Annotated in this window: 24 protein-coding genes; 13 read left to right on the top strand and 11 right to left on the bottom strand. The window is 70.0% G+C overall.

Annotated elements, in window-relative coordinates:
• Positions 1–399: 399 nt before the first annotated feature.
• Together Acy02nite_RS28530 and Acy02nite_RS28525 are read right to left on the bottom strand one after the other, a co-directional pair.
• Complete coding sequence (locus tag Acy02nite_RS28530) at positions 400–1,038, bottom strand: DUF4241 domain-containing protein (protein WP_203746129.1); 639 nt, start codon at positions 1,036–1,038, stop codon at positions 400–402.
• A gap of 123 nt (positions 1,039–1,161) precedes the next feature.
• A complete protein-coding gene (locus tag Acy02nite_RS28525) occupies positions 1,162–1,707 on the bottom strand; it encodes a carboxymuconolactone decarboxylase family protein (protein WP_203746128.1) in 546 nt (181 codons plus the stop codon).
• Positions 1,708–1,832: 125 nt separating this feature from the next.
• Here Acy02nite_RS28525 and Acy02nite_RS28520 point away from each other — a divergent pair, with 125 nt between their 5' ends.
• Entirely contained in the window at positions 1,833–2,702 is an 870-nt protein-coding gene (locus Acy02nite_RS28520) for a helix-turn-helix transcriptional regulator (RefSeq protein ID WP_203746127.1), read from the top strand.
• Between the two features lie 13 nt (positions 2,703–2,715).
• Here Acy02nite_RS28520 and Acy02nite_RS28515 read toward each other — a convergent pair whose 3' ends face one another.
• The gene (locus Acy02nite_RS28515; RefSeq protein ID WP_203746125.1) at positions 2,716–2,886 is read right to left on the bottom strand and encodes a helix-turn-helix domain-containing protein; all 171 of its coding nucleotides are present in this window, start codon (positions 2,884–2,886) and stop codon (positions 2,716–2,718) included.
• Positions 2,887–3,068: 182 nt separating this feature from the next.
• Here Acy02nite_RS28515 and Acy02nite_RS28510 point away from each other — a divergent pair, with 182 nt between their 5' ends.
• On the top strand, positions 3,069–4,025 hold the full coding sequence (locus Acy02nite_RS28510) for a hypothetical protein (RefSeq protein WP_203746123.1): 957 nt from the start codon (positions 3,069–3,071) through the stop codon (positions 4,023–4,025).
• Positions 4,026–4,252: 227 nt separating this feature from the next.
• Positions 4,253–6,556: an endopeptidase La gene (gene lon, locus Acy02nite_RS28505; RefSeq protein ID WP_264653300.1), complete on the top strand. Its 2,304-nt coding sequence runs from the start codon at positions 4,253–4,255 to the stop codon at positions 6,554–6,556.
• Positions 6,557–6,666: 110 nt separating this feature from the next.
• Here the strand turns inward: lon and Acy02nite_RS28500 are convergent, their stop codons facing one another.
• Complete coding sequence (locus Acy02nite_RS28500) at positions 6,667–7,284, bottom strand: TetR/AcrR family transcriptional regulator (protein ID WP_203746121.1); 618 nt, start codon at positions 7,282–7,284, stop codon at positions 6,667–6,669.
• Between the two features lie 56 nt (positions 7,285–7,340).
• Here Acy02nite_RS28500 and Acy02nite_RS28495 point away from each other — a divergent pair, with 56 nt between their 5' ends.
• On the top strand, positions 7,341–8,615 hold the full coding sequence (locus Acy02nite_RS28495; protein WP_203746119.1) for a 2Fe-2S iron-sulfur cluster-binding protein: 1,275 nt from the start codon (positions 7,341–7,343) through the stop codon (positions 8,613–8,615).
• A gap of 31 nt (positions 8,616–8,646) precedes the next feature.
• On the opposite strand, the gene Acy02nite_RS28490 is transcribed toward Acy02nite_RS28495, so the two are convergent.
• Together Acy02nite_RS28490 and Acy02nite_RS28485 are read right to left on the bottom strand one after the other, a co-directional pair.
• Complete coding sequence (locus tag Acy02nite_RS28490; RefSeq protein WP_203746118.1) at positions 8,647–9,426, bottom strand: alpha/beta fold hydrolase; 780 nt, start codon at positions 9,424–9,426, stop codon at positions 8,647–8,649.
• Positions 9,427–9,498: 72 nt separating this feature from the next.
• Complete coding sequence (locus Acy02nite_RS28485; RefSeq protein WP_203746249.1) at positions 9,499–10,044, bottom strand: hypothetical protein; 546 nt, start codon at positions 10,042–10,044, stop codon at positions 9,499–9,501.
• Between the two features lie 552 nt (positions 10,045–10,596).
• Here Acy02nite_RS28485 and Acy02nite_RS28480 point away from each other — a divergent pair.
• Positions 10,597–12,129 (top strand): alpha/beta hydrolase, encoded by a 1,533-nt coding sequence (locus tag Acy02nite_RS28480; RefSeq protein ID WP_203746116.1) that lies wholly within the window; start codon positions 10,597–10,599, stop codon positions 12,127–12,129.
• An 84-nt stretch (positions 12,130–12,213) separates the two neighbouring features.
• Here Acy02nite_RS28480 and Acy02nite_RS28475 read toward each other — a convergent pair whose 3' ends face one another.
• From Acy02nite_RS28475 to Acy02nite_RS28465, 3 genes are all read right to left on the bottom strand, one after another.
• Positions 12,214–12,801, bottom strand: a complete 588-nt coding sequence (locus tag Acy02nite_RS28475) for a hypothetical protein (protein WP_203746106.1) — start codon at positions 12,799–12,801, stop codon at positions 12,214–12,216.
• Between the two features lie 69 nt (positions 12,802–12,870).
• Positions 12,871–13,344 carry a hypothetical protein gene (locus Acy02nite_RS28470; protein ID WP_203746104.1) on the bottom strand — a complete coding sequence of 158 codons (474 nt, stop codon included), beginning with the start codon at positions 13,342–13,344 and terminating at the stop codon, positions 12,871–12,873.
• 136 nt (positions 13,345–13,480) lie between these two features.
• Complete coding sequence (locus Acy02nite_RS28465) at positions 13,481–14,314, bottom strand: helix-turn-helix transcriptional regulator (RefSeq protein WP_239175288.1); 834 nt, start codon at positions 14,312–14,314, stop codon at positions 13,481–13,483.
• A 102-nt stretch (positions 14,315–14,416) separates the two neighbouring features.
• On the opposite strand from Acy02nite_RS28465, the gene Acy02nite_RS28460 reads away from it, so the two are divergent.
• Together Acy02nite_RS28460 and Acy02nite_RS28455 are read left to right on the top strand one after the other, a co-directional pair.
• Positions 14,417–15,241: an oxidoreductase gene (locus Acy02nite_RS28460; protein ID WP_203746100.1), complete on the top strand. Its 825-nt coding sequence runs from the start codon at positions 14,417–14,419 to the stop codon at positions 15,239–15,241.
• A gap of 58 nt (positions 15,242–15,299) precedes the next feature.
• Positions 15,300–16,463, top strand: a complete 1,164-nt coding sequence (locus Acy02nite_RS28455; protein ID WP_203746098.1) for a glycoside hydrolase family 183 protein — start codon at positions 15,300–15,302, stop codon at positions 16,461–16,463.
• Between the two features lie 24 nt (positions 16,464–16,487).
• Here Acy02nite_RS28455 and Acy02nite_RS28450 read toward each other — a convergent pair whose 3' ends face one another.
• Positions 16,488–17,234 carry a DUF899 family protein gene (locus Acy02nite_RS28450; RefSeq protein WP_203746096.1) on the bottom strand — a complete coding sequence of 249 codons (747 nt, stop codon included), beginning with the start codon at positions 17,232–17,234 and terminating at the stop codon, positions 16,488–16,490.
• Between the two features lie 47 nt (positions 17,235–17,281).
• Here Acy02nite_RS28450 and Acy02nite_RS28445 point away from each other — a divergent pair, with 47 nt between their 5' ends.
• Complete coding sequence (locus Acy02nite_RS28445) at positions 17,282–17,968, top strand: winged helix-turn-helix transcriptional regulator (RefSeq protein ID WP_203746095.1); 687 nt, start codon at positions 17,282–17,284, stop codon at positions 17,966–17,968.
• 47 nt (positions 17,969–18,015) lie between these two features.
• On the opposite strand, the gene Acy02nite_RS28440 is transcribed toward Acy02nite_RS28445, so the two are convergent.
• Positions 18,016–18,171 (bottom strand): hypothetical protein, encoded by a 156-nt coding sequence (locus Acy02nite_RS28440; RefSeq protein WP_203746093.1) that lies wholly within the window; start codon positions 18,169–18,171, stop codon positions 18,016–18,018.
• 294 nt (positions 18,172–18,465) lie between these two features.
• Between Acy02nite_RS28440 and Acy02nite_RS28435 the strand changes: the two genes are divergently transcribed.
• The 5 genes from Acy02nite_RS28435 (at position 18,466) to Acy02nite_RS28415 (ending at position 24,561) form a co-directional block, all read left to right on the top strand.
• A complete protein-coding gene (locus Acy02nite_RS28435; RefSeq protein ID WP_203746091.1) occupies positions 18,466–18,945 on the top strand; it encodes a permease-like cell division protein FtsX in 480 nt (159 codons plus the stop codon).
• Positions 18,946–19,025: 80 nt separating this feature from the next.
• Positions 19,026–20,015, top strand: a complete 990-nt coding sequence (locus Acy02nite_RS28430) for a S66 peptidase family protein (protein ID WP_239175287.1) — start codon at positions 19,026–19,028, stop codon at positions 20,013–20,015.
• A 72-nt stretch (positions 20,016–20,087) separates the two neighbouring features.
• A complete protein-coding gene (locus Acy02nite_RS28425) occupies positions 20,088–20,936 on the top strand; it encodes an NAD-dependent epimerase/dehydratase family protein (protein WP_203746087.1) in 849 nt (282 codons plus the stop codon).
• A gap of 653 nt (positions 20,937–21,589) precedes the next feature.
• Positions 21,590–23,008 (top strand): non-reducing end alpha-L-arabinofuranosidase family hydrolase, encoded by a 1,419-nt coding sequence (locus Acy02nite_RS28420; RefSeq protein ID WP_239175286.1) that lies wholly within the window; start codon positions 21,590–21,592, stop codon positions 23,006–23,008.
• Positions 23,009–23,829: 821 nt separating this feature from the next.
• The gene (locus Acy02nite_RS28415; protein ID WP_203746083.1) at positions 23,830–24,561 is read left to right on the top strand and encodes a phosphotransferase enzyme family protein; all 732 of its coding nucleotides are present in this window, start codon (positions 23,830–23,832) and stop codon (positions 24,559–24,561) included.
• Positions 24,562–24,599 lie beyond the last annotated feature (38 nt).

The raw sequence follows: 24,599 nt of genomic DNA, 5'->3' as shown, positions 1-24,599 counted from the left end.
CGGGCGGTCCGCGCCTGCCAGCCCTGAGCTTGTGCCCGGCCGTGGGCGGGCTGGGCTTTTTATTGTTTTGGTGGGCTGGTGTGTGATGGTGGTCAAGGTGGCACTCGATAAGGTGGGATGCCGCCGGGTTTGTCGTAGTCACTGGGCTGGGGTTCAGGTCAGGGCAACCATTTCTTGTTCTCTTTGCTGGGGTCGGAAGGCGCTTGGTGCTCGTGATCCGCCGAGTTTTCTTCGACGCCTGATTGAGTCTTTCATCGGCACGATTTCTCGGCGCGGTTCGCCCGGTCCGGGGGCTTCGGTGGGCGACAGTGCCCGCACGAGCACTTCCGAGTGTCGGCGCCTGCCCGGAGCAGCCTCAGAGCCCCGCGGATTACACCGCCAACGTTCAAAGGGGAGGCCCTAATCGAGCGGGATGACACGAAAGTCCGTCACGAAGCTGGCGATCCGCCCGTCCTCGGTCCTGCCGACATAGGTCGCGTATGCGCCGTCTCCCCATCCGGAGCCGACGACGTACACATTCGCTGCCGTGCGTTCGTCCACGACTGCGGCTATGACGGCTTCGATCGGGTCATGGGGAATCTGCGCAGGGATGAACGTGTCTTCGATCTGGTCGAAGTCCCATTGGGCCGTTGTCTCGATCGCGACCTGGTCGGCGAGGGTGCCGGTGCCCGAGTCCACGGGGTAGCCGAAGAAGGTGTCATCGCTCAGAGACGTGGCCTCCTGCCCCGGGAGCAGTGCCATGGTCCAAGCAGCGACCGGCTCGTCCAGAACTACCAGTTGCAGTGCTGCTGTCCGGCGTTGTGACTCCGAGCCGTTCTCGAACAGAACCGCCACCCAGGCCCGCAGGGGGTAATGGCCCGGCGCTACTTCGTCAACGAACGGCACGGCCTGCGGTACGAGCGGGTCGCACCCCACGACCTTGCCGGTGGGCAGCACAACAGGCCCGAGCGCATGAGGCTCGACGACGTAGGTGATCTCATCACGCTCGACGCGATATCCGGCGGTCAGAAGCAGTCCAAGATCAGGTACGTACGCCATGCGGCGCAGCCTACCGAGGTCGTCATCTCTCGAGGAGCCGCGGTTGAGCGCTGAGTTCGCGGGCGGGGACGTGGCCGGTGCGCGTCGGGAACGCGATGCGCACCGGCCACCCGGACCCTGGGGTCAGCTTGCCCGGCGCAGCGCCACGATGGGGAAGTCGACCGGCACCCCGAGGGCGATATTGACGTAGTTGGTGAACAGGTTGAGGGCGACCTGGGCGATCGTCTCGACGATCTGCTCGTCACTCCAGCCGTGTGCACGGACGGCCGCGACGTCCTCGGCCGTGACCTGGCCATGCTCGTCGACCAGCTTCAGGGCGAAGCCGAGCAGGGCGGCGGTCCGGGCGTCGCCGGACTCCCCGGTCTGCGCGGCGGTGAGATCCTCGCGGCTCAGGCCCGCCTTCCTGCCGAGCGCGGTGTGCGCGGCCAGGCAGTACTCGCACGAGTTGCGGTTCGCGACCGCCACGGCGATCTGCTCGCCCAGGGCTGCTCCGAGGGTGCCGCCGGAGAACGCGCCGAACGACCCCCACATGCTCTTGAGCGCGGCAGGGGAGTTCGCGACTGCCTTGAACATCGCGGGTACGGCACCGAAGGCGGCGTGGATCTGGTCCAGCTGCTCCTTCACGTCGCCGGTGGCGGAGTCACGGTCGATCAGGGGCACGTTCGTCATGACTGGGTCCTATCTGAGGTGACCACCCCGTTGTCGGGGCTGTGCACCAAGCCTGCCCTGAGTGGCCGGACGATACGTATCAGAAAGTCTTTGATTCGTAGCGGATCGTCCATAGGATGGCGGGTGTGGAATCCTCCGATCGCCTCACCTCGCTGCTGCAGCGGTTCCGGGTCAACACCAGCCTGTTCCACGCCGGCCCGCTCTGCGGGGTGACGACGTTCGCGGCCCGGCCCGGCCGGGGCTTCCTGCACATCCTGCGGCGCGGAGAGGTGGCGGTCACCCATCGGGAGCCCGGCGGCGCGGTGAAGCGGATCGAGCTCGACCGGCCGACCCTGATCTTCTACCCACGGCCCCTCGAACACGCCTTCCACAACGCGCCGGCCGACGGCTCCGACTTCGCGTGCGCGTCGCTCGATGTCGAGGGAGGTGCGACGCACCCGCTCCTGCTGACCCTGCCGCCGGTGCTCATCGTCCCGCTCGACGCCGTCAAGGGGCTGGAGCCGCTCCTGCAGTTCCTGTTCGACGAGGTCGACAATGTCCGCTGCGGGCAACGGCTCATCGCCGACCGGCTGTTCGAGGTCGTCCTCATCCACCTGCTGCGCTGGATCCTCGACCACGTCGGCGAGCTCGGCATCCCCTCGGGCATCCTGACCGGGCTGGCCGATCCGCGCCTGGCTCCGGCACTCGTCGCGCTGCACGACGCGCCGGAAGCGGACTGGACGCTGGACAGCATGGCCCGCGAAGCACGCATGTCCCGCAGCGCCTTCGCGGCCCACTTCAGGGAGGTCATCGGCTCGAGCCCGGGGCAATACCTGACTCACTGGCGGCTCACCATCGCCCAGGAGCGTCTGCGCGCCGGTGCCGCGGTGTCCACGGTCGCGGCCGAGCTGGGATACGCCAACGCGTCCTCGTTCTCGCGAGTGTTCTCCCAGCACCTCGGCACGGCGCCGAGGAACTGGCTGGCCGCGCCACCGCAATCACCGATCCCGGCGTGACAGCGGGCCCTGGTCAGCGGAAGCCGTCAGAACCACGCTTCGGCGGCTCGGACCCCGGGGTGACGAGCTTGTTCTGGTGGGCGACGACCACCGCCTGCGTACGGTCGTGCACCTCCAGCCGCATGATGATCCGGCACACGTGGGTCTTCACGGTCGGCCGGACGGGGAGGGCCCGGCGGCTCACCTGTCGCCAGGGGACAGCTAGCGTCCGGCGAGGGACAGTTCCACCTCGTCAATGACGGTCTCGAGCGCCCACGATCGGTGCCACGGCGGTTCACCCGGCAGTTGCGGCGACCCCATCGCGGCACCCGATCGCTTCTGCCTTCTCAAGATCCGCCGCTCGAATTCCTCGGATAGGAGAAGAAGTTGAAACTCAACCGATGGACCCGACTCGGCTCGCTTGCCATGGGGATGATCGTCCTGACAGGACTCGGAGCCGCTCCGGCGACCGCTGACTCGAGCCGGGCAGTGAAGATCGGAAAGACGCTCCAGGCAGCGACAGCGGGGCACGCGGACGAAGCCGTCGCGGCTGCCGGTAACGGCAACTCCATCATCGAGTACCGCGACCAACGGACGGATGTGCAGGTCCCGAGGAACGCTCGTGACGGCGTCAGCATCACCGGCGCTGCAGGAACTCTCAAGATCGGTCTGCCTGCGGCAGCGAGCGCGGCCGCCGGCGTCCAGACGTCAAAGGGCACCGTCGTCTATGCCGATCGTGGGCGGGCCGCCGACGTCGCGGTGCAGACCATGACCGAGGGCGCCCGGGTCCTCGTCACCATGGCAAACGCCTCGGCCCCGAAGGAATACCGGTTCCCGTTGACGCTTCCCGCCGGCACCGAGCTCGCGGCGACGGCGGACGGCTCCGTGACGATCGTCAAGAGGATCGGCCGCGGGACCGCCGTTCTCGGCACCGTCGAAGCGCCGTGGGCCAAGGACGCCAAGGGAAGTGCGATCAAGACCCACTACCGGGTCGCTGGAAGCAGTCTGGTCCAGACGGTCGACACGGACGCACATACCGCGTACCCGGTGGTCGCCGACCCGAGCATCTCCTTCGGGCGGTTCGTCTACGTCCGGTTCAGCAAGAGGGAAATCCAACGCATCCCGGCCAGGGTGTTCTCGGCCGGCGCGTCCGCGGTCATCCAGTACGCCTGCGGCCTGATCCCCAATCCTCTCTACAAGCGCCTTTGCAAAGGCATGGCGCGCGTGTACGTCGGCAGCGTCTACAACACCTTCCGTGCGGCCCGCCGGGCCAAGCAGTGCGTCGAACTCAAATACAACTACACACCCCAGCTGCTGGTCGGCTGGAGGCGTTACAGCTGCTGAGCTCGCCGCTGCGTGTTCCCGGTCGGCCTCGGGCCGGCCGGGAACACCGGACGTGCCGGCCGATGAATCTGCTCGTCCCCTTACATCCCCAGCCGTCCGCGGCCCCCTCCGCTACGCCGTCGAACTGGTTGAACGGCAAGCTCAGATTTCGCCGACAGTGAACGGTGGAAGATCGTCGACATCCGCGTGGTTGAGCGGCATGTACTCAACTTCTGCGGAGGTACCCGGTGACCAGCAAGCGTCTCCCTGTGTTGTTCCTCGACGACATCGTGCTGCTCCCCGGCATGGTCGTGCCCGTCGAGCTGGATGAGAAAGCCCGCGCGGCCGTCGACGCCGCCCGTTCCGCGGCCGGCTCCGAGCTGCTGATCGCTCCGCGCCTCGAGGACCGCTACGCCTCGTACGGCGTCGTCGCCAGTATCGAGCAGGTCGGCAAACTGCGCGGCGGTGCGTCCGCGGCCGTGCTGCGGACCGGCGTGCGCGCCCGGATCGGCAGCGGCGTGACCGGCCCCGGCGCCGCGCTGTGGGTCGAGGCCGAGCCGGTCGAGACCGGCAAGCCCGGCGAGCACGTCCGTGAGCTGGCCGCCGAATACAAGAAGCTGGTCGTCTCGGTGCTGCAGCGTCGCGAGGCGTGGCAGGTCATCGACTCGGTCAGCGCCATCGACGACCCGGGTGACCTCGCCGACACCGCCGGCTGGGCGCCGTACCTGTCGAACGACCGCAAACGCGAACTCCTGGAGACCCCGGACGTCGAGGCGCGGCTGCGGCTGCTCATCGAGTGGACCGGCGACTTCCTGGCCGAGTCCGAGGTCAGCGACAAGATCGAGACCGATGTGCGCGAGTCGGTCGAGAAGCGCAACCGCGAATACCTGCTGCGCGAGCAGCTCAAAGCCATCCGCAAGGAACTGGGTGAGGGCGAGGCCGACGGCACCGACGACTACCGGGCCAAGGTGGAGGCCGCGGAACTTCCCGACGCCGTACGGGAGTCGGCGCTGCGCGAGGTCGACAAACTGGAGCGCGCCGGCGATCAGAACCCCGAGGCCGGCTGGATCCGCACCTGGCTCGACACCGTGCTCGACCTGCCGTGGAGCGTCCGCACCACTGACAACACGGACCTGGCCGCCGCCCGCGCGGTGCTCGACGCGGACCACCACGGCCTCGACGAGGTCAAGGACCGCATCGTGGAGTACCTGGGCGTGCGTGCCCGCCGCGAGTCCCGCGGACTGAGCGTCGTCGGCGGGCGTGGCTCCGGCGCGGTCATCCTGCTGGCCGGTCCGCCCGGAGTCGGCAAGACCTCGCTCGGCGAGTCCGTGGCGCGCACCCTCGGCCGCAAGTTCGTCCGCGTCGCCCTCGGTGGCGTGCGGGACGAGGCGGAGATCCGCGGCCACCGCCGTACGTACGTGGGAGCTCTTCCCGGTCGCATCGTGCGAGCCATCCGGGAATCCGGCTCGATGAACCCGGTCGTCCTGCTCGACGAGGTCGACAAGATCGGCAGCGACTACCGCGGCGACCCCGCGGCGGCCCTGCTGGAGGTGCTGGACCCGGCGCAGAACCACACGTTCCGTGACCACTACCTCGATCTGGACCTCGACCTGTCCGACGTGCTCTTCATCGCCACGGCCAACACCCTGGAGACGATCCCGCAGGCGCTGTTCGACCGGATGGAGCTGATCGGGATCGACGGCTACACCGAGAACGACAAGGTCGCCATCGCCCGCGACTTCCTCGTGCCCCGCCAGCTGGAGAAGGCCGCGCTCGCCGAGGGCGAGGTGACGGTCACCGAGGACGCTCTGCGCGAGATCGCCGCCAATTACACCCGCGAGGCCGGCGTACGGTCGATGGAGCGTCTCCTCGCGAAAGCGTTCCGCAAGGCCGCGCTCGGTGAGCTGCCCGCTACTGTCGACGCGCCCGACCTCAAGGAGCTGATCGGCCGTCCCCGGTTCACCCCGGAGTCCGCCGAGCGCACCGCCGTCCCGGGCGTCGCCACCGGCCTGGCCGTCACCGGCATGGGCGGCGACGTGCTCTACATCGAGGCGTCGCTGCTGCCCGGCGACAAGGGCGGGCTCTCCGTCACCGGCCAGCTCGGCGATGTGATGAAGGAGTCCGCGCAGATCGCGCTCTCCTACGTCCGGGCGCACGCCGGTGAGCTCGGCATCTCGCCCGAGCAGCTGGACCACCCGATCCACCTGCACGTGCCGGCGGGCGCCGTGCCCAAGGACGGCCCGTCAGCCGGGGTCACGATGACGACCGCCCTGGTGTCCCTGCTGCTCGGGCGCAACGTGCGGGCCGAGGTCGGGATGACCGGTGAGGTGTCGCTGACCGGGCGGGTCCTGCCGATCGGCGGCGTGAAGCAGAAACTGCTCGCGGCGCAGCGGGCCGGGCTGACCGAGGTCTACCTGCCGCAGCGCAACGAGCCCGACCTCGACGACGTCCCGGCGGACGTGCTGGCCGCGCTGACGGTCCACATCGTCTCGGACGTCCGCGAGATCCTGAACACCGCCCTGGAGCAGGTCGCCGTCGGCGTCGCCGCCTGACCCTGCCTCCACCAGTGGCCGTGACTCCCGCCCGGGAGTCACGGCCACTTCTCTGTCCACGGGCCGGCGGCACCTCAATTCCGGACACGTGAGCAAGGCTCCGGAGAGAGTCACGGAACGCTGTCCGGCCCGGTCAGGTAACGGGTCAGCATGGTGACCAGCTCGTTCTCCAGCCGCTGCGGATCGACCGGCTCCGGGGCGGCCGTCAGCGTGTGGGTCACCAGCTCCACCGTGGTCACGACGAGCCGGATCGCGGTGTCCGGGTCGTCGACGCGCGCCTCCGGGTGGGTCTGCAGCAACTCTCGGAGCTCGGCGGCGCGCTTACGGTCGTACCGGGAAATCTTGTCCACGAGGTCGGGGGAGAGGGGCGCCTCCTCGATCATCATGCGCAACAACCGCGGGTCGAGGCGGTGCTGGCTGACGGTCTGGTGGACGAACCGCCGGATCGCCTCCTCCAGGGTGAGCCCGGCGGTGTTCAGAAACGGGCGGCTGTCGTCGATGTGCTGCAGGAGCAGTTCGGCGAGGATCGCGTCCTTGTTCGGGAAGTACTGGTAGAGCGAGCCGATCGAGACGCGCGCCTGCTCGGCGATGCGGTTGGTGGTGCCGGCGGCGTAGCCGTACTCGCTGAAAACGTGAGCAGCGGCGGCGAGGATCCGTACCCGGGTGAGTTCCGCGCGGACCTGAACGGGCCTGCGACGTGGCTCGGAGCGTTGATCACCGCGAGGCATGAGAGGTCTCCTCAAAGCGAGTACCGAAAAGCTGAAACTTTACTCACAATATAGTCATGACCAGTGAATACGTGGCACGCCTGCGTCGGTTGACGGCGGTCGGGCAGGTCGAGGCGATCATCGGGCGGCCCGGCGCGCTGATCAACCTGAAACAGCGGGACCGGCTCGACGACGGCGGTGCCACGGTGCTCGCGCACTCGCCGATCGCGGGCTTCGGCTACCGGGACGCGCGAGGGGACCGCCGGGCCACGTTCGTCGGCGGCACACCCGGGTTCGTCCGGGTCCACACCCCGCGCCGCATCTCGCTGGCCGCGCCCGCCGACGAACCGGGACCGATCAGCGGCGGGGTGTCGTTCGTCTTCCTCCTTCCGGGCGTCGGCGAAACCCTGCGCCTCAACGGCTCTGTGACAGGGCAGGACCGGTCACGGATCCAGGTGGAGATTCAGGAGGCGTACGTCCATTGCCCCCGCTGCATCCTCCGATCGCGGCTGTGGGAGCAGCCGCGCTCGGCCTCGTCCGCGCCCGGATCCACCCGCCTGGAAGTGACAGTCAAACGGGTCGAGGGCGGCGTCTTCTCCACGCACGCCCATGACACGTTGCGGGTGGGCGACCGGCTCTCCGTGCGTGGCCCGTCCGGGAACCTCCGCGTCTCCGGCGAAGTCGTCATGGTAGCGGCAGGCAGCGGGATCACGCCGATGATGAGCATCCTCCGCAGCGGGCTCGACGGTGCCCTGCTCTACGGGAACCGGGACGAGACGAGCATCCTGTTCGCGGACGAACTCGACCGGCTCCAGCGCTCCCGGCCCGGGCTGTCGGTGACGCACCGGCTGACCCGGCCGGGCCCGGCCTGGACGGGGCAGCGCGGCCGGCTCGACACCGAGGCGGTGCGGACCTGGCTCGACGAAGTGGCCGCCTCACCCGCGGCGCAGTACGTGCTGTGCGGGCCGGACCCGGTGATGCGAACCGTGCATGACGTGCTGGCCGAGCGCGGGGTGCCGGATGATCGGATACACCAGGAGAGCTACACCAGCGCGGTCGTCGCTCCGGTGGCGGGGACCGGGCCGCACCTCATGACCGTCGAGGACGGCGGGCACGAGGTGGCGGCGGTGACGGTCACGCCCGGCGAGACGCTGCTGGCGGCCGGTGCGCCGATGCCGTACTCCTGCACGGTCGGCAACTGCGGCGAGTGCGTGGTGCGCCTGCGCGCCGGCGACGTCACGATGAGCTCGCCGAACTGCCTGACCCCCGAGCAGCGTGCGGCCGGCTTCGTGCTGACCTGCGTCACTCAGCCGACGTCGGCGGTCACCGTCGACGTCGCCGACTCGTACTGAGCGCTCCGCGATGCCGGCGTAGGTGTGTCACTCAACCGGCGAAGCTCGCTATTGCGTCCGCCACCACCGAAGGATTGTCCTCCGGCACCTGATGACCGGCGCCGGTAGCGACGACGATCCGGCTCTTTGCGGAAAGCCCGGCGAGGCGCTTCTGGGCGTCCAGCCAAGCCGGCGTGACGTTCTTCTCCCGGCGGATCACGGTCATTGGCAGGTCAGCGAACTCGTGACTGCCGCGAGCCACTGCGGAAACGGTCTGGTCCTGCACGGCCGGCAGATCCAAATGCTCGGCTGCCATGGGCACTTCCGTCCAGGAGGAGGCGCCGAGCGCCTCGAGCAGCCCGAACTGAGGGTCGACGCCGTCCACCAGGATGACACCGCTCACTCGAGCACGGTGCCGCGCGGTGTAGATCAATACGGGGTAGCTGCCGAACGAGTGCCCGACAAGCAGAACCGGCCGATCCGGATCAGCCTGCTGCACCACGCCGTCCAATTCCTCCGCCAGTTGCGCAGCGTCTCGGCCACGTCGCGACGGCTCTGGGCTGTCTCCCGCGCCGGGCCGGTCGTAACGACACACTCGCCGGTCCGCCGGCAGTCCGGCGAGCACCTCACTGAACGACGAGGAGCCGGCATGGTCGCCGATGCCGTGCACCACGACGACTGCGGGTCCAGCCGTGCCGACACAAAGCACCCGTTGCCGCTCACCGGCTGCGGTATTCACCGATCCCCACTCCGGCTTGCTGGAGCACCCTCCAATGAGAAACGCCAGCAACGCGGCCGCCGACAGCAATCTCCGATTCGCCTGGCTCAGCATCCGACTCCTTGTCGAGGGGACCCATGCAGTATTCCTGACGGACGAACCGAAAGGCATGGGTGTTGCGGCCGGTCAGCCTCCCGACGAGATGCCGCCGGCCGTGGAACCGCTGCTCCCGCGGCCCACGACGTTGGTCTTCACGGTGCCGTTGGAGACAGGCCCCGAGGTCGGCAGCTTGAACGCGCGCCGGCTCGCGGTGTCACCGGGTGAGAAGGAGTCACCGCCGTCCAGGTAAGCCCCCGGCCCGAGGCCGCGGGAGTAGGACGTGGAGTGCCAGATGAGATACCGGCTGGTGTCGTCGTCGCAGTATTCCTCGTCGACGATTTCTCCCTCTTCGTCCGCGCAGTAGAACACCTCGTCGGCGGGCTCTTCATCGAGGGAATCCTCGTCGGTGACGGAATCCTCGACGACCGGATCCTCGACGACCGTGCCGCTGCCGCTGCCGCTGCCGCTGCCGGAGCCGCTGCCGCTGCCGGAGTCGTAGGCGTAGGCCGGCTCCTCGGTGTGCTCCCACTGTTCACCGGCGCCGTTGTCGCAGGCAGCGGTACCGCCGGCCGCCAGGGCGAGGAACGTGGCCGTCAGGACGACCTTGCGTGAACTGATGCGCCGGATGCTCACTTCGGCGTGGCGAACAGGCCGGCCGCCGACGACACCGTGGTCAGCAGAAGGGCAGACCGAGACAGACGCAACATGAACCATCCTCGGACGGGTAGGGATCAGCAACGTACCTGTTCCCGGCAAGTGCCGGATCGGCTCTGTGGCCGGAGCTTCACAACCGGCACCGCCGTCCACGAATCGGCTGGGTTCCCGTCAAGCATCCGAACGGTCGAAAAGCGCCTTTCACCCGGGTTGCACCGTCGGCTCGCCGGTGAGGCGGCGGTGAGGTCGCCCGGCGGGTCATGCCACTGTCGGATCACCGGACAATGGAGTGTGTCGATGCCTGGCGGCGCGTAGGGTCTGCCTGCGGCTTCCCCGTGGCGACGGGCGGGCCGTCACCGGCGACAACTGGTTTCGCCATGCCAACCCGATCAGTGTCGCGACTCGGTTTGCCGCCCGGCAGGAACCGTACGCCGCAGGGGAGTACTGAACGCCGGAACCGCGTCCCGATGTGCAGCCCGGGCCGGCGAATGAGCCCGGCGCGGACGGCGCTGACATACGGGAGCAGAGGCGATGAAGACGATCCGACAGTGGGGAGCGGCCGGACTGGCCGTTATCACGATGGTGACGATGACCGGCTGGTCCGCGCCCGCGGCGGCGGGCTCGGAGCGCGGCCCGACCTGGACCGGCTGCGGTCCACGTCTGGAGTGCGCCGAGGTCACGGTGCCGCTGGACTGGAGCCGCCCGCACGGACAGACGATCACCCTGCCGGTGGTGCGGCACCTGGCGAGCCGTCCGCAGCAGCGGATCGGTTCCCTGTTCGTCAACCCGGGCGGACCGGGTGACTCGGGCGTCGAGATGGCAACCACCCGCGGTGACGCGCTGGACGCGGCCACCGACGGACGCTTCGACATCGTCGGCTGGGACGTCCGCGGCGCCGGCGGCACCGCCCGGGTCGACTGCTTCGGCGACCCGGCACAGCGACAAGCCTTCTGGGCCGGCAAGCCGATCCCGACGACCGCCGCCGAACAGCGGGCCTACCTGGCGACGACCGCCGAGTTCGCGCGCCGCTGCGGCGCCGCCAACGGTGAGCTCCTCACGCACATCTCCACCGCGGACACCGCCCGCGACCTCGACCACCTGCGCCATCTCGTCGGCGACGAACAGCTGTCGTACCTGGGTGAGTCGTACGGCACCTTCATCGGCCAGGTCTACGCGAACATGTATCCCCGGCGGGTACGAGCCATGGCGCTCGACGGCATCGCCGACCCCGTCGCCGTCACCGGCGGAACCGAGACCGCCCTCGCCGCCGCGCTCGTCAGCACCGACAAGGCGTTCGAGCAGTTCCTCGCCACCTGCCAGGCCGCCGGACCGGATCGGTGCGCCCTGGCCGGTCACGGACCCGTCGCTCCCCGCGTCGACGCGATGCTGCGGCGACTCCGGCACACCCCGCTGCCCGCGCCGCACGCCACCCCACCGGGAACGCTGTCCTACCAGGAGGCGCTCGCACCACTGAAGTTCGCCATCCTCGGCCACCCCATCCTGTGGCCGGAAGCCGCCGCCGCCCTGGAAACCGCCATCGCCGGCGATGGCTCGGCTGTCAAGGACGCCGCCTCCTTCCCCGCCAGCGAGCAGTTCCACCGCCTGGTGGAGCCCGGGCAGGCAATCACCTGCGCCGACAGCCCGGCCAAGGTTCGCGCCGCCCGATGGCCGCAGGTCATTCACCGGTTCACCCAGATCAGCCGGATCGGCGGCGCACCGCTGGGCTGGGGCATGGGAGCGGCCTGCGCCTCCTGGCCGGCCGGCGACACCCACCGGTACACCGGACCCTGGAACGCGGCGACCAGCAACCCGATCCTGCTGGTCAACACCAAGTACGACCCGAACTCGCCGCTGGTCGGCGCGCGTCGCGTCGAACGCCTGCTCGGCAACGCCGTCCTGCTGGTGCACGACGGCTATGGGCATCTGACCAACTCCGACCCCAGCTCGTGTGTCACCGCCGCGACGCGTCACTACCTGGTCGAGCTCACCACCCCGGCACCGGGCAGCGTCTGCCTCTCCGACCGTGCACCCTACGATCCCGCCTTCGGCGGGCCCACGCCCTGACCGCTCGAGCGTCGACTGCGGTCACGAAGGTGACCAGCGCGGCTCCTCGCACTCGTAGCTCCTTGCCCGATCCGTCTGACGCGCTCAAAAACGGCCGAGCTGAGCGGCATCGGGCGGGGCGGCGAGGTCCAGCAGATAGTCGTGGTGCCCGCCGGGATAGCTGATCTCCGGCACCTGCTGCGGCTCGCCGCGTCCGTGCCGGGGGAGCCGCGCGATGCGCCGTACCCGCCAGAGTCGTTCGATGTCGCGGCCCAGCGCCTGTCCGATATCGTGCGCCACGTAGCCGTCGGCGACACTGACGCTGCCTCGAACGCGCACCCGTGCGCCCTGCTCCGGGACCGGCTTTTCCGGGTCGGAGCCGGGAAGCCGGTCGTTGACGCCAGGGACGACGCCCGCCCCGCGTCCCGCGGAGGATTCGACGACGTAGAACGGAATGCCGTCGACCTCGAGGACCCAGCCGCCGAGCGGGCACGATGGATCGACCGCAACGGCGACGCCGGTGAGGACGAACTCGCCGTCCGGGCCCCTGTCGGCGCCCGCCGGCTCGTGATCCCCGACCTGTACCCGGTGGCGGCAGTAGACCTCCAGCGCCAGCGGTGTCTCAGCGCCCACCCGGGCGCGGAAATCCGAACTCGCGACCAGGTCGGACGTGACGAGGACTCCGGACAGCATCCTCGAACGCTATCGCGGCGACTTCTGGGAACGCGGGATCGGGAGGAGCACCCCGACGAGTCGGCCCTGTCAGGCGGCGCTCGCGCGCACGCTGGTGGTCCGGGTGACCGGGGCGGTGCGGCGCCGACGGGCGAAACCGCGGCCGGCGCTCAGGCGGGAGCTCGGGTCGCGGCTGGTCTCGGTGTCCGAGGTGCGGTTGACCGTGCGGCGCAGGCCGGGGTGCCGGGTCTCCCACGCATCACGGACCCGGGACGGCAGGTGCAGGTCCCGCCACACCCGGCGGAGCATCGCCGGGTTGATCAGGTCCTCGACCTCGCCGCAGCCGGCCGCCTCGCACAGGACCTGTTCGTAGGCGTGCCGCAGTTGCGCGGGATCCTCCAGGTCGTACCGGCGGCGGCTGGCGTGCCCGCAGGCCATGTGGTGGGGGACTTCGAGCACGCCGATACTGCTGCCGTGCAGATCGTCGATCCTGTCAGGAACGGCTGGGGCCCGGTGCGCGGCGCTGCGATCCCGGCGCCCGTCACGGGTGGCGACGTACGACATGTGCTCAGGTTAGGGGGCGCGGAGGCCGCGGTCGGCGTTCTCCGGCCCACCGGTGACGAGGGTGTGCCGGAGTGCCCGCTGGGACCAAAGGTGTCATCCGGGGCCCAGTTGATGCGGGCCATCGTCGGGCCGGGGCTCATCGCGGGGCGGACATCTGCTGGGTGCCGATGGTGGCGAGCAGGTCGAGTTTGCCGCGGGCGTCGGTGCCCGCCCGCGGGGTGTAGACGATCAGGTGCAGATGGGAGCCCTGCGTCGTGAGCACGTCGCAGTCCAGGGCGATGTCCCCGACCTCCGGATGCTCGACGATCTTGTGCGCACCCTGGTGCTCGGCCACGTCGCCGCGCTGCCACAGCTCGCGGAAGCGGTGGATGCGGTTCAACCGGGTGACCAGTGCGGCGAGCTCCGGGTCGTGCGGGTAGCGGCCGGTGGCGGCGCGCAGGTCGCTGACCATCGACTCCTCGAACGCGGCGCGTTCCTCGGTGGTCTGCCGGACCCGGGACAGGCCGTCCTCGAAGTGCATGAGCAGGGCGTTGCGGGCACCGGCACCGCGCACGGTGGGGTCGCCGAAGGTGGCCGCGAACAGCGGATTCCAGTGCAGCAGCCGCCAGGCCGCGTCGTAGACCGCGAGTGGGTGACCGGCGAGCTGATCCATGATCCGGTAGAGGCTGCCCGGGATGACCCGGGGCACCCGGTCCGAGCCGGTGGCGTGGCCGGCGAGCCGCATCAGGTGGGCCTGCTCGGAGTCGGAGAGGCGCAGCGCGCGGGCCAGCGCCGAGCAGACCTGCGCGGAGGGGATCGGAGCGCGGCCCTGTTCGAGGCGCACGACATACTCCGCGGAGATGCCGGCCAGCACGGCCAGTTCCTCGCGACGCAGGCCGGGCACGCGGCGTGGGGAGTGGTGCGCGAGGCCGGCGGTGGCCGGGTCGAGCCGGTCCCGCCAGGCGCGCAGGGCGACGCCGAGCTGATCCATGCCCGTCATCATCCTGCACCGGCGCCGTCCCTGCCTGGTACCGGCTGTACCAGGATGAACGCTCTCTGCCCGACCGGCTCGTACGCGGGCAGACTCGGCGGCATGAACACCACGATCACCCTCGCCGACGACCTGGTCCTGACCCGGATGGGCTATGGCGCGATGCAGCTCGCCGGCCCGAACGCCTTCGGTCCACCGCGGGACCGTGCGGAAGCCGTCCGGGTCCTGCGCGCAGCCGTCGATCTGGGCATCACTCACATCGATACCAGCGACTACTACGGGCCGTTCGTGACGAATGAGATCATCCGGGAGGCGCTGCATCCGTACGCGCCGGATCTTCGTATCGTCACCAAGCTCGGCTTCCGCCGCGGGCCGGACGGCAGCTGGGTCCCGTCATCGCACAACCTGCGAGAGCAGGTGCAGGACAACCTGAAGCGCCTCGGCCTCGACGCGCTCGACGGCGCCAACCTCCGCGCCGAGGGGCCGGGTTCGATCGCCGACGCGTTCGGGGAGCTCGCTGAGCTGCGGCGCGAAGGGCTGGTACGTCATCTGGGGCTGTCGAACGTCAATGCCGAGCAGGTCGCCGAGGCGCGGAAGATCGCACCGGTCGTCTTCGTGCAGAACATGTACAACGTGGTGCTGCGCGACGACGACGCGCTGATCGACGAGCTCGCCGCGGAGGGGATCGGCTATGTGCCGTTCTTCCCGCTCGGTGGTTTCACGCCGGTGCAGTCCGAGGGGCTCGACGAGGTCGCCGGCTCGGTCGGCGCGTCGGTGCAGCAGGTGGCGCTTGCCTGGCTGTTGCGGCGGTCGCCGAACATCCTGCTCATCCCGGGCACGTCCTCCGTGGCTCACCTGCGGGAGAACGTCGCCGCCGCCGACCTCGAGCTTCCCGGGGAGGCGATTGCCCGGCTGAATTCCCTATGACTCCGAGCCGTGCAATTCTGAGCATCGATGAAGTTGGATCGATTGGCTTGGAGGCACCATGCGGATCAGCAGACTTCTGGTCACCCTGGCCGTCACCGGGGCGGCCCTCACCGTGCCGGCGGCGGCGTTGGCCGACGTGCCGCCGCCGGCGCGCGTCATCTCCCGGTACGAGACGGCCAGCGGTAACACCGCCAGCCGCGACTGCGGTTACAGCGCCGCGCTCCCGTCGGCGAGCGGTCAGGCGCTGTGGACGTTCTGCGACACCGCGATCAACAATCCGGCCGGCGCTGTGATCGGCTTCATCGGCGGCTCCACCGCTGCGGTCGGCTCCTACACCGCGGGCCAGGTGCCGAGCACCCTGAGCGAGCTGCCGACGCCGCCCGCCGCGCCGGCCGTGCCGAGCACCCGGGCACCCGCGCCGTTCCTGCCCACTCCGGCCGGGCTCGTGCTGCCCGGCACCTCCACCGCCTGCGGCGCGAGCGGCACCTCGTCGTACGCGGCCTCCTGGATCTCCGGTCTTACCCGCGGGCCGAACCGGACCATCAGTGGCCGCAACGGCTCGTCGCTGCTGTTCCTGACCTACAGCAACGTGTGTGTCTACAACAACGCGTGGACCACGCAGAGTTACGGCGTCACGTTCTACGACCCGGCGACGAACCAGCTCGTCGGCCCGGCCACGGTCTTCCCGCGCCCCGCCACCGGCGAGCTCGCCTGGCAGCGCCGGCTCGGCTCGCCGACGTTCGCCGCCGACGGCTACCTCTACCTGTTCACCTCGCTGTGCACCTCGTCGGCGTTCGGCGCGTGCGGCGCCGGAACCGTCGCGCTCGCGCGCACCCCGTGGTCGGCGAGTGCCGGATGGTCCAACGCCGCCAGCTATCGGTACTGGACGGGCACCACCTGGTCGGCCGACCCGGCGACCGCGGCCTCCGCGCTGCCGGGCGCGCGCCCGTTCGGCATCGACGTGCACGTCTTCCCGGGCCGGGGCTACGTCGCGATCGAGCAGACCACGATCGCCGGGCACTACCGCGTCTGGACCGCCGCCGCGCCGACCGGCCCGTGGACGGCCGGCGCCGAGAACGTTCTCCCCGGCTGCGCCAGCACCACCACGAGCTGGTGTTACGCCTTCATCGGCCACCCGGAGCTGAGCACGTCGACCTCGCTGTTCATCTCCCATTACCAGCCCGACGACAAGCACGTACGGGTCGTGGCCGTGCCCTGGTGACAGAGGGCGGCCGCGCTCGCGGTCTCAGTGGCAGCAGTGGGTGTCGCCGGTGAGGGCGGTGGTGCCGAGGTCGTCGTCGCGGCCGGCGGCGAGGCGAGCCCACTGGGCGGCCGGGCGGCCGTCGAGGCGGAACTGGTCGCCGTCGGTGCGGAACCGTTGCGGCCACCCGGCCGGCGCGTCCTCCCACTGCTCCTGCCTGCCGTGGACGGTCATGTCGAGCACGCCGTAGGACGGCGCCATGGCCTCCACGCCGCGGCCGCTCGTCCAGTAGGTCTCGAAGACCCGCGAGCCGTCCCGCAGGTAACACGCCTTCATCCCGAACGCGCGCCCGGCCACGAGCGCGCCGAGCGACTCCGCGGGCACCGAGTACCAGGGCGCCTGCCACCCCATGAAGTCCCGGTAACGCGACGACTCCTCGTAGGGACCCTGGCAGAAGACCGCGAACGTGACGTCGCGTGAGTGCAGGTAGGACAGCTCCAGCACCTGACCGGTGAAGAACGTGCAGCCCTCGCACTGCTCGGCGGCCGGCCTGCCGGTGTGCCACATGTGGAACGACGCGAAGAGCTGACTGCGGCCCTCGAAGACGTCGATCAGCGGAGTCGGCCCGCTCGCGCCGGTCAGCGTGGTCGCCGGGTCGACCTCGACCATCGGCAGGCGCCGCCGGGCTGCCGCGATGGCGTCGCCCTCCCTGGTGTGCGCCTTCTCGCGGTGTCGCAGCTCGTCGATGCGCTGCTGCCAGCTCTGCCGGTCGGTGATCGGAGGAAGCATCATGCTATGACGCTAATAGTGACTGGTATGCTGCCGCAAGAGGAGGTGTCATGCCGGCACAGCGGGGCTATCGGCAGGGCTGCGGCATCGCGCGTGGCCTGGATATCGTGGGGGAGCGCTGGTCGCTGCTCGTCGTGCGCGAGCTGCTGCTCGGTCCGAAAAGGTTCACCGATCTCCAGCAGGCGCTCCCGTCCGCCAGCCCGAACGCGCTCTCCGACCGGCTGCGCGAGCTGACCGGCGCGGGCGTCATCGTGCGCCGGGCGCTGCCGATGCCGGCCGGTGTCCGGGTGTACGAGCTGACCACCTGGGGCCGCGAGCTGGAGCCGATCGTGCTCGCGCTCGGCACCTGGGCGCTGGCCGCTCCGGCAACGCCCGAGCAGCGATTCGTCAGTGCTGACAGCGCCATGCTGACCATCCGGACCTACGCGCGCCCTGCACCGGGACGGCCCGCGGCGACCCTGCGGATCGAGTTGCGCGACCACGGTCCGGCCGGAACCTTCGGGGTGCGCCTCACCGCGGACGGCGCCGAGATCATCAGAGAGCCACTCGACTCACCGGACGTCACCGTGATCACCACGACCGACGCGCTGCTGTCCGCTTTCGGTCATGGTCCCGCGGTTCCCGGCAGCGTCACCACGGGCGACCCCGAAGCGGTGCGTCACCTGCTGGCCGCGGTCCAGATCAAACCCTCGGAAGACGATTCGGCGTACGACCGATCAGCCCGCGACCCGCACTGATTCCGCTCGAGCCCGCGCCGGCCGGACGACGGCGCGGGCGAAGCGGGTCAGGTGCCGGTGCCGTAGGCGGGGCAGACGTTGGTGATGGCGGCGTCGCGGATCGCCTCCAGGATCGGGACCGGCACCTCACCGTCGTAGTTGATGATCTCGTCCGGGGAGCTGCCGCTGTTCAGCCTGTCGCAGTAGGCGTGGCCCAGCGCCACCACACTGGAGCGCAGGCCGGGAGCGGCCCAGAGCGGACTGTCGGCAGCGGCCGAGCTGCTCGCGAAGTCGCGCCACAGGCCGTTGTCCCAGCCGAGTCCCCGGGGCCCCTGCTCGCCGGTGGCCCCCTTCTGCCCGGCCTCTCCGGTCGCCCCGGCGGCGCCCGCCGCGCCGGGCAGGCCCGCCGCGCCGGGCAGGCCCGCCGCACCCTGCTGTCGGATGCCGAAGTCGTGCAGACATGTCGGTCGTCCGCCCGTGCGAGTTGAGGAACTCGCGGCACGGTAATCTCGCCGCTCGTGCGTACTTTGAAGATCGTCGTTGCCGTACTGCTCGTGGTGGCCGGGCTGGCGGGTTGCAGCCTCTTCGGCCACGGCGAGCCCACGAAGGAGGAGCAGCTGCAGAAGGTCCTCGACGACAATGCCCAGTTCACCGTGTTCCTGCGCGACGACGCCACCGAGGCGCAGCGCAAGGATGTCGAGGCGGCGCTGCGGGCGCTGCCCGGGGTCACCGAGGTCAGCTTCGAGAATCATGACGACGCCTACCGGCGGATGACCGAGCTCTTCTCGGCGGATCCGACGTTCGTGGCCGGGGTCGAGCCGGAGGCGCTGCCGGAGAGCTTCAAGGTGAAGGAGACCGACGTTGCCGCGATCCGCAAGATTCGTGACGAGGGCACGGTGAGCAAACTGCCGGGCGTGTTGAAACCCGTCTTCACCTGCCTCGACGTGGAGGAGTGCAAGCGGATGTACAGCCCCCGGCCGAGTGGATCACCGGCCTGATCCGATCGATCGGCTTGACGGTGGCGCCCGGTCGCGGCACGCTCGGCCGAGTGACGATCTCTCGCCGTACGCTCATCGCTGTGGCAACCGCGGGCGCCGCCGCCGCGTCGGGTTCACCGGCGCAGGCGGGCGGCAAGCAGGTCGTCCGGCCCCCGGCGCTGCGGGCCGGTGACCGGGTGCGGGTGGTCGCTCCGGCCGGCGTGCCCGACACCCGGGTCGCCCGCGGCATCGAGATCCTGCAGAGCTTCGGCCTGGTCGTCGAGACCGGCGCCCACCTCTACGACCGGTACGGGTACCTCGCCGGCACCGACGAGGACCGGCTCGCCGACCTCAACGCGGCCTTCCGGGATCCGGGCGTGCGCGGTGTCTTCGCCGCCCGCGGTGGCTACGGCACGCAGCGGATCATCGACGGCCTCGACCTGGCCGCGGTCCGCCGGGACCCGCGCGTCGTCGTCGGCTTCAGCGACCTGACCGTGCTCAGCGGCCGGTTGTGGACGGCCGCGCGACTGGTCAGTTTCTACGGCCCGATGATGAACTGGAACGACGCGCGCACCGGCCCGGCCGAGATCGAGTCGCTGCGCCGGGCCGTCATGACCACCGATCCGATCGTGCTGACCAGCGACCCGGCCGAGCCGAGCGCCGCGGTCACCGTCCCGGGCGTGGCGACGGGGACGCTGCTCGGCGGCAACCTGACCATGATTCAGACGAGTGTGGGTACGGCCGATCTGCCCGCCCTGCGTGGCGCGATCCTGCTCTTCGAGGACACCGACGAGTCGCCGTACAGCTACGACCGCATGCTCACCCACCTGATCCGCAGCGGCGCGTTGCGCGGGATCGCCGGCGTGGCCATCGGCCAGTTCACCAACGCGCCGGTGACGAGTGGCCAGTGGACGGCGGTGCAGGCCGTGCAGGATCGTCTCGGGAGCCTGGGTGTGCCGGTCCTGGGCGGTCTGCGCGTCGGTCACGGCAACGGTCAGCTGACCGTTCCGCTCGGTACCCGCGCGACGATCGACACGGCGGCCGGCACCCTGACCGTGGCGGCCGGGGTCCGCGCCGGATCGGCGTACTGAATCCGGATTGGCCCATCCGATCGGCCGCAGAATGGCCCATCCAGCGAGCCGATCGCCGATTAGCGTGAGCCCATGCGGATCTTTGTTGCCGGGGCGACCGGCGCGGTCGGACGCCTGCTCGTGCCCCTGCTGCTCAGCGACGGCCACCAGGTGACGGGCACGACCCGCAGCTCGGCCGGCGTGCGGGCGCTGACCGCCCAGGGCGCGACCGGCATCCAGGTCGACGTCTACGACCGGCCCGCCCTGACCACTGCCCTGCGCGAAGCGGAGCCCGACGTCGTCATCCACCAGCTCACCGCCCTCGGCGACCACAACCTCGCCGACAACGCGCGGATCCGGCGCGAGGGCACGCGTCACCTGGTCGACGCCACGACATCTGCTGGGGTACGACGGCTGATCGTCCAGTCCATCGCCTGGGCCTACCAGCCGGGCGACGTCCCCGCGGCCGAGGAGACGCCGCTCGACCTGGCCGCGTCCGGGCCCCGCGCGCAGACCGTGGGCGGGGTGCACGCCCTCGAGACGCAGGCCGCCGAGATCGACGAGCACGTCATCCTGCGCTACGGCGCCCTGTACGGCCCCGGCACGTGGTACCGCCCGGGCGACCGGATCGGCGAGCTGTTCCGGTCGGGCGGCTTCACGGCGACCGACGCGGTCACGTCGTTCCTGCACGTCGAGGACGCCGCCCGGGCCGCGGTCGCGGCTCTCGGCTGGCCGGCCGGCGCCTACAACATCGTGGACGACGAGCCGGCCCCGGCCCGGACCTGGGCGCCGGTCTTCGCCCGGACGGCCGGCGCACCCACCCCGCCGGTCGCCCCCGGCCGGGCCCCGTGGGAACGCGGCGCCGACAACACCCTGGCCCGCACGAAGCTGGACTGGCACCCGGAACACCCCACCTGGCGCACCGGCTTCGCCGCCGCTTGAGCCGGTCCGCACGGCCGTGATCGGGCGGACGACCGTGAGCACCTGCCGATGCACTGATCTGCCGCTGGGCGCGCTCGGGCCGGGCCCCGCCGGCCCGCCAACCCCTACCACTCCGTCGACATCCGCGGGTCCGCGGAACTGGTCGATAACCCTGCGAAGACGCTGCCGGCCCGGCTGGCGGAGCGCTACCTCGGCAACGCCAACGCCAACCCGCCCGAGCCGGCCGAGATTAGCGGGGAGGAGTGGTGGATGAGACCTCGCGCGTCAGCGCTGTGGCCTCGCGGCGCCGGACGGCCAACCCGGGTGCACGAGATCCGAGTGAGCGGCACGTCGCGTGGCGGAACCCGCTGACGTCGTAGAGTCTGGAACGGCGCTCACGAGGACGACAGCCGTCGATGTTCGATTGACGGCGGGTGCCTCGCGGATCATATCGAACAGTAGTCACGTCGTGACAGTTTCAGGTCCGCCCGTCGCATTGCACGATGGCTCAATCAGCGACCGAAAAGTGTTACATCAATCGATGCGCGTTAGTCGCGGGCGATTCTTATTGAGGGTTCGGCGGCGCTCTCGTAACATGTTGGCAACGGTTGTTAGCGCTAACAATGATGGTTCGCCGACCTCGAAAGCCGCCGCCCCCACTCAGGAGAGAATCTGTGAACAGATCCAGACGAACGAATGTCGCCGTGGTCTCGGCCGGCGCCGTGCTGCTGGGATCGGCGACGCTGGCGGTGGCGCTGCCGGCCAGTGCCGCCGTGGCGGGCTGTTCGGTCAACTACGCCGTGTCCTCGCAGTGGCAGGGCGGGTTCGGCGCCAGCGTGTCGATCAAGAACCTCGGCGACGCGCTGAGCAGCTGGTCTCTGACCTGGACGTACGGTGCAGGGCAGACGGTGACCGAGTCGTGGAACACCGCGCTGACTCAGAGCGGTTCCGCCGTCACGGCCAAGAACGTCAGCTACAACGGCTCGATCGGCACGAACGGCGAGGTGTCGTTCGGCTTCAACGGCTCGTCGACCGGCAGCAACCCGGTCCCGACCGACTTCGCCCTCAACGGCGTGGCGTGCACCGGGCAGCCGACTACCAGCAGCCCGCCGGTCACCCCATCGTCGGAGCCGCCGGTTGTTCCGTCCTCGCAGCCGCCGTCGGACCCGCCGGCCTCCTGCGCGCTGCCGACGTCCTACCGCTGGTCGTCGACCGGCCCGCTGGCGCAGCCGAAGTCCGGCTGGGCGTCGCTCAAGGACTTCACCATCGCCCCCTACCAAGGCAAGCAACTGGTGTACGCCACCACGCACAGCAGCAGCGTCACCGGTGGCTGGGGTTCGATGAACTTCGGTCTCGTCGACAACCTGAACCAGCTCGGCACGGCCAGCCAGAACACCATGAACCAGGGCGCCGTCGCGCCGTCGCTGTTCTACTTCGCGCCGAAGAACATCTGGATCCTCGCCCACCAGTGGGGCGGCCCCGCGTTCTCCTACCGGACCTCCACCAACCCGGCCAACGCCAACGGCTGGTCCGCCCCGCAGACCCTGTCGACCGCCAAGGTCACCGACCCCGGCACCGGCGCGATCGACCACACCATCATCGGCGATAGCCAGAACATGTACCTGTTCTTCGCCGGCGACAACGGCAAGATCTACCGCCAGATCATGTCGATCGGCAACTTCCCCGGCAGCTTCGGCTCGAACTTCACGACGATCATGAGCGACACTTCGGAGAAAATCTTCGAGGCGCCGCAGGTGTACAAGGTGCAGGGCCGCAACCAGTACCTGATGATCATCGAGGCCCGGACCGCCTCCTGGGAGCGCTACTTCCGCTCGTTCACGGCGACCAGCCTGGGCGGTACCTGGACGCCGAACGCGGTGGACTACAACAACCCGTTCGCGGGCAAGGCCAACAGCGGTGCCACCTGGACCAACGACATCAGCCACGGTGAGCTGCTGCGTACCAGCGCGGACCAGACGAACACGATCGACCCGTGCAACCTGCAGCTGCTGTACCAGGGCCGCGCCCCGAACTCGAGCGGTGACTACGGCATCCTGCCGTACCGGCCGGGACTGCTGACCCTGCGCCGCTGATCACGAATAGGTGAGGCAACGAGGCGGGCCCGGTTCCACCGGGCCCGCCTTCGCGTGTTTGAACGCCGTCCCGTCGATGTCCTTGTCGGTAATCGGACGAAGCCGCGCTATCGGCGAGTATGTCCTGCATGGACGGGACATCGTCGAAAAGCTGTCCGATGGTGGGCTGTGGCGCTCCGGCCTCGAAACGCAACGCAACCCACGGGCCGATCGTCCAGTAATGGTCGGCACCGAGATCAAGAACTGACCCTGCCGCCTTTCGATCTCGTCCAGGGTCCGAGTCACTGCTCGCCATAGTCACCAAGGTTTCACTGCTCATGAACGCAGCGTGCGACGCGAACCTGAGCCTGATCCAGTGCCCTCTTCTGCCGCCGAGCGTGCGCGCCCGTAGGTGGACGCCGTCACGCCGAGTCACGCAATCGGGTCGGCACGGCGCACGCTCGTGCCGATGAGAGCGCGTCGCGTTCCGGCCGGGCATTCAGCGTCCTGAAACGGCGTGCGAGAGCCGTGAATGCCAGCCGGGCGCGCGGGGCAGGCGGGTGGTCCGGCCAGCAGCGAGCGTCGAGCCCTCGGCTGGTTCTCTTGGGCGTTATCCGGGTCGGATAACGCCCAAGAGAACCAGCCGGGACCTCACGCCGACGCGGCGTACTCATCTGCCGCAGAGAAGGCGCGGCCGACGATCGACGCCGCCTGCCAGGACTGGTTCGTCGGCACTCACCGTAGTTGCCCCGGGGACGTGGTGAGCTGCTCGGCGGCGACGCCGGGCAGACGGCGAAGGTTGAAGGACGAGCTGACCCGGGTTCACCTCGTAGGGTGTGGCGGTGGGGTGGGAGGCGCTCGGGCAGTGGGGTGACGACGTCACCCGGATCGAATCGCTCTCCGGTGGGGTCGCCAACGACGTGTGGAGCGTGCGGGTCGGCGGGCGCCTCGCGGTCGGTCGTCTCGGCACGAGAAGCGACGCCGACCTCGCGTGGGAGACCGGTCTCCTGCACCACCTCGACCGCCAGGGCCTGACCGTCCCGGTGCCGATCCCGACCGCGGACGGCCGGTTGTTCGCCGGCGGTCTGGTGGTGATGACCTACGTGGAGGGCGGGCCGCCGGAGACGCCGGCCGACTGGCGTCGGGTGGCCCGCATCCTTCGTGAGCTGCACCGGCTGACGCGAGGCTGGCCGCAGCGGCCGGGCTGGCGATCGTCGGCCGACCTTTTGCACGCGCGGACCGGCACGAGGATCGACCTCGGCGCGATGCCGCCGGAGGGCGTGGCCCGGTGCCGGGCGGCGTGGGCGCGGCTGGCCGGGCGTCCGACGTGCGTCGTCCACGGTGACCCCAATCCCCGCAACCTTCGGGTGACCGCGAGCCGGGTCGCGTTGATCGACTGGGACGAGTCGCACGTCGACGTCCCCGACCTCGACTTGGTGCTGCCCGGCAACGCCGCCGGTCTCGACGACAGTGCGTACGACATCGCCGCCCAGGCGTCAGCCGCCTGGGAGGCCGCCGTCTGCTGGGACGACGACCACTCGGTCAGGCGCCTCGCCGAGGTCCGCGCGATCTGAGGCCTCCGGAGCCGTGGCGCGGGACGTCACGCCGCCGC

Source organism: Actinoplanes cyaneus (genome assembly GCF_016862095.1).
GTDB lineage: Bacteria > Actinomycetota > Actinomycetes > Mycobacteriales > Micromonosporaceae > Actinoplanes > Actinoplanes cyaneus.
This window is presented reverse-complemented; position numbering and strand designations above follow the sequence as displayed.

What these genes read in the sequence shown, in the direction of transcription:
- Acy02nite_RS28495 (WP_203746119.1), top strand. Translation starts at nt 7,341, where the DNA reads ATGACCAGTGAATACGTGGCACGCCTGCGTCGGTTGACGGCGGTCGGG.
- Acy02nite_RS28525 (WP_203746128.1), bottom strand. Translation starts at nt 1,707, where the DNA reads ATGACGAACGTGCCCCTGATCGACCGTGACTCCGCCACCGGCGACGTG.
- Acy02nite_RS28425 (WP_203746087.1), top strand. Translation starts at nt 20,088, where the DNA reads ATGCGGATCTTTGTTGCCGGGGCGACCGGCGCGGTCGGACGCCTGCTC.
- Acy02nite_RS28460 (WP_203746100.1), top strand. Translation starts at nt 14,417, where the DNA reads ATGAACACCACGATCACCCTCGCCGACGACCTGGTCCTGACCCGGATG.
- Acy02nite_RS28455 (WP_203746098.1), top strand. Translation starts at nt 15,300, where the DNA reads ATGCGGATCAGCAGACTTCTGGTCACCCTGGCCGTCACCGGGGCGGCC.
- Acy02nite_RS28470 (WP_203746104.1), bottom strand. Translation starts at nt 13,344, where the DNA reads ATGTCGTACGTCGCCACCCGTGACGGGCGCCGGGATCGCAGCGCCGCG.
- Acy02nite_RS28475 (WP_203746106.1), bottom strand. Translation starts at nt 12,801, where the DNA reads ATGCTGTCCGGAGTCCTCGTCACGTCCGACCTGGTCGCGAGTTCGGAT.
- Acy02nite_RS28490 (WP_203746118.1), bottom strand. Translation starts at nt 9,426, where the DNA reads ATGCTGAGCCAGGCGAATCGGAGATTGCTGTCGGCGGCCGCGTTGCTG.
- Acy02nite_RS28465 (WP_239175288.1), bottom strand. Translation starts at nt 14,314, where the DNA reads ATGGATCAGCTCGGCGTCGCCCTGCGCGCCTGGCGGGACCGGCTCGAC.
- Acy02nite_RS28500 (WP_203746121.1), bottom strand. Translation starts at nt 7,284, where the DNA reads ATGCCTCGCGGTGATCAACGCTCCGAGCCACGTCGCAGGCCCGTTCAG.
- Acy02nite_RS28445 (WP_203746095.1), top strand. Translation starts at nt 17,282, where the DNA reads ATGCCGGCACAGCGGGGCTATCGGCAGGGCTGCGGCATCGCGCGTGGC.
- Acy02nite_RS28530 (WP_203746129.1), bottom strand. Translation starts at nt 1,038, where the DNA reads ATGGCGTACGTACCTGATCTTGGACTGCTTCTGACCGCCGGATATCGC.
- Acy02nite_RS28450 (WP_203746096.1), bottom strand. Translation starts at nt 17,234, where the DNA reads ATGATGCTTCCTCCGATCACCGACCGGCAGAGCTGGCAGCAGCGCATC.
- Acy02nite_RS28480 (WP_203746116.1), top strand. Translation starts at nt 10,597, where the DNA reads ATGAAGACGATCCGACAGTGGGGAGCGGCCGGACTGGCCGTTATCACG.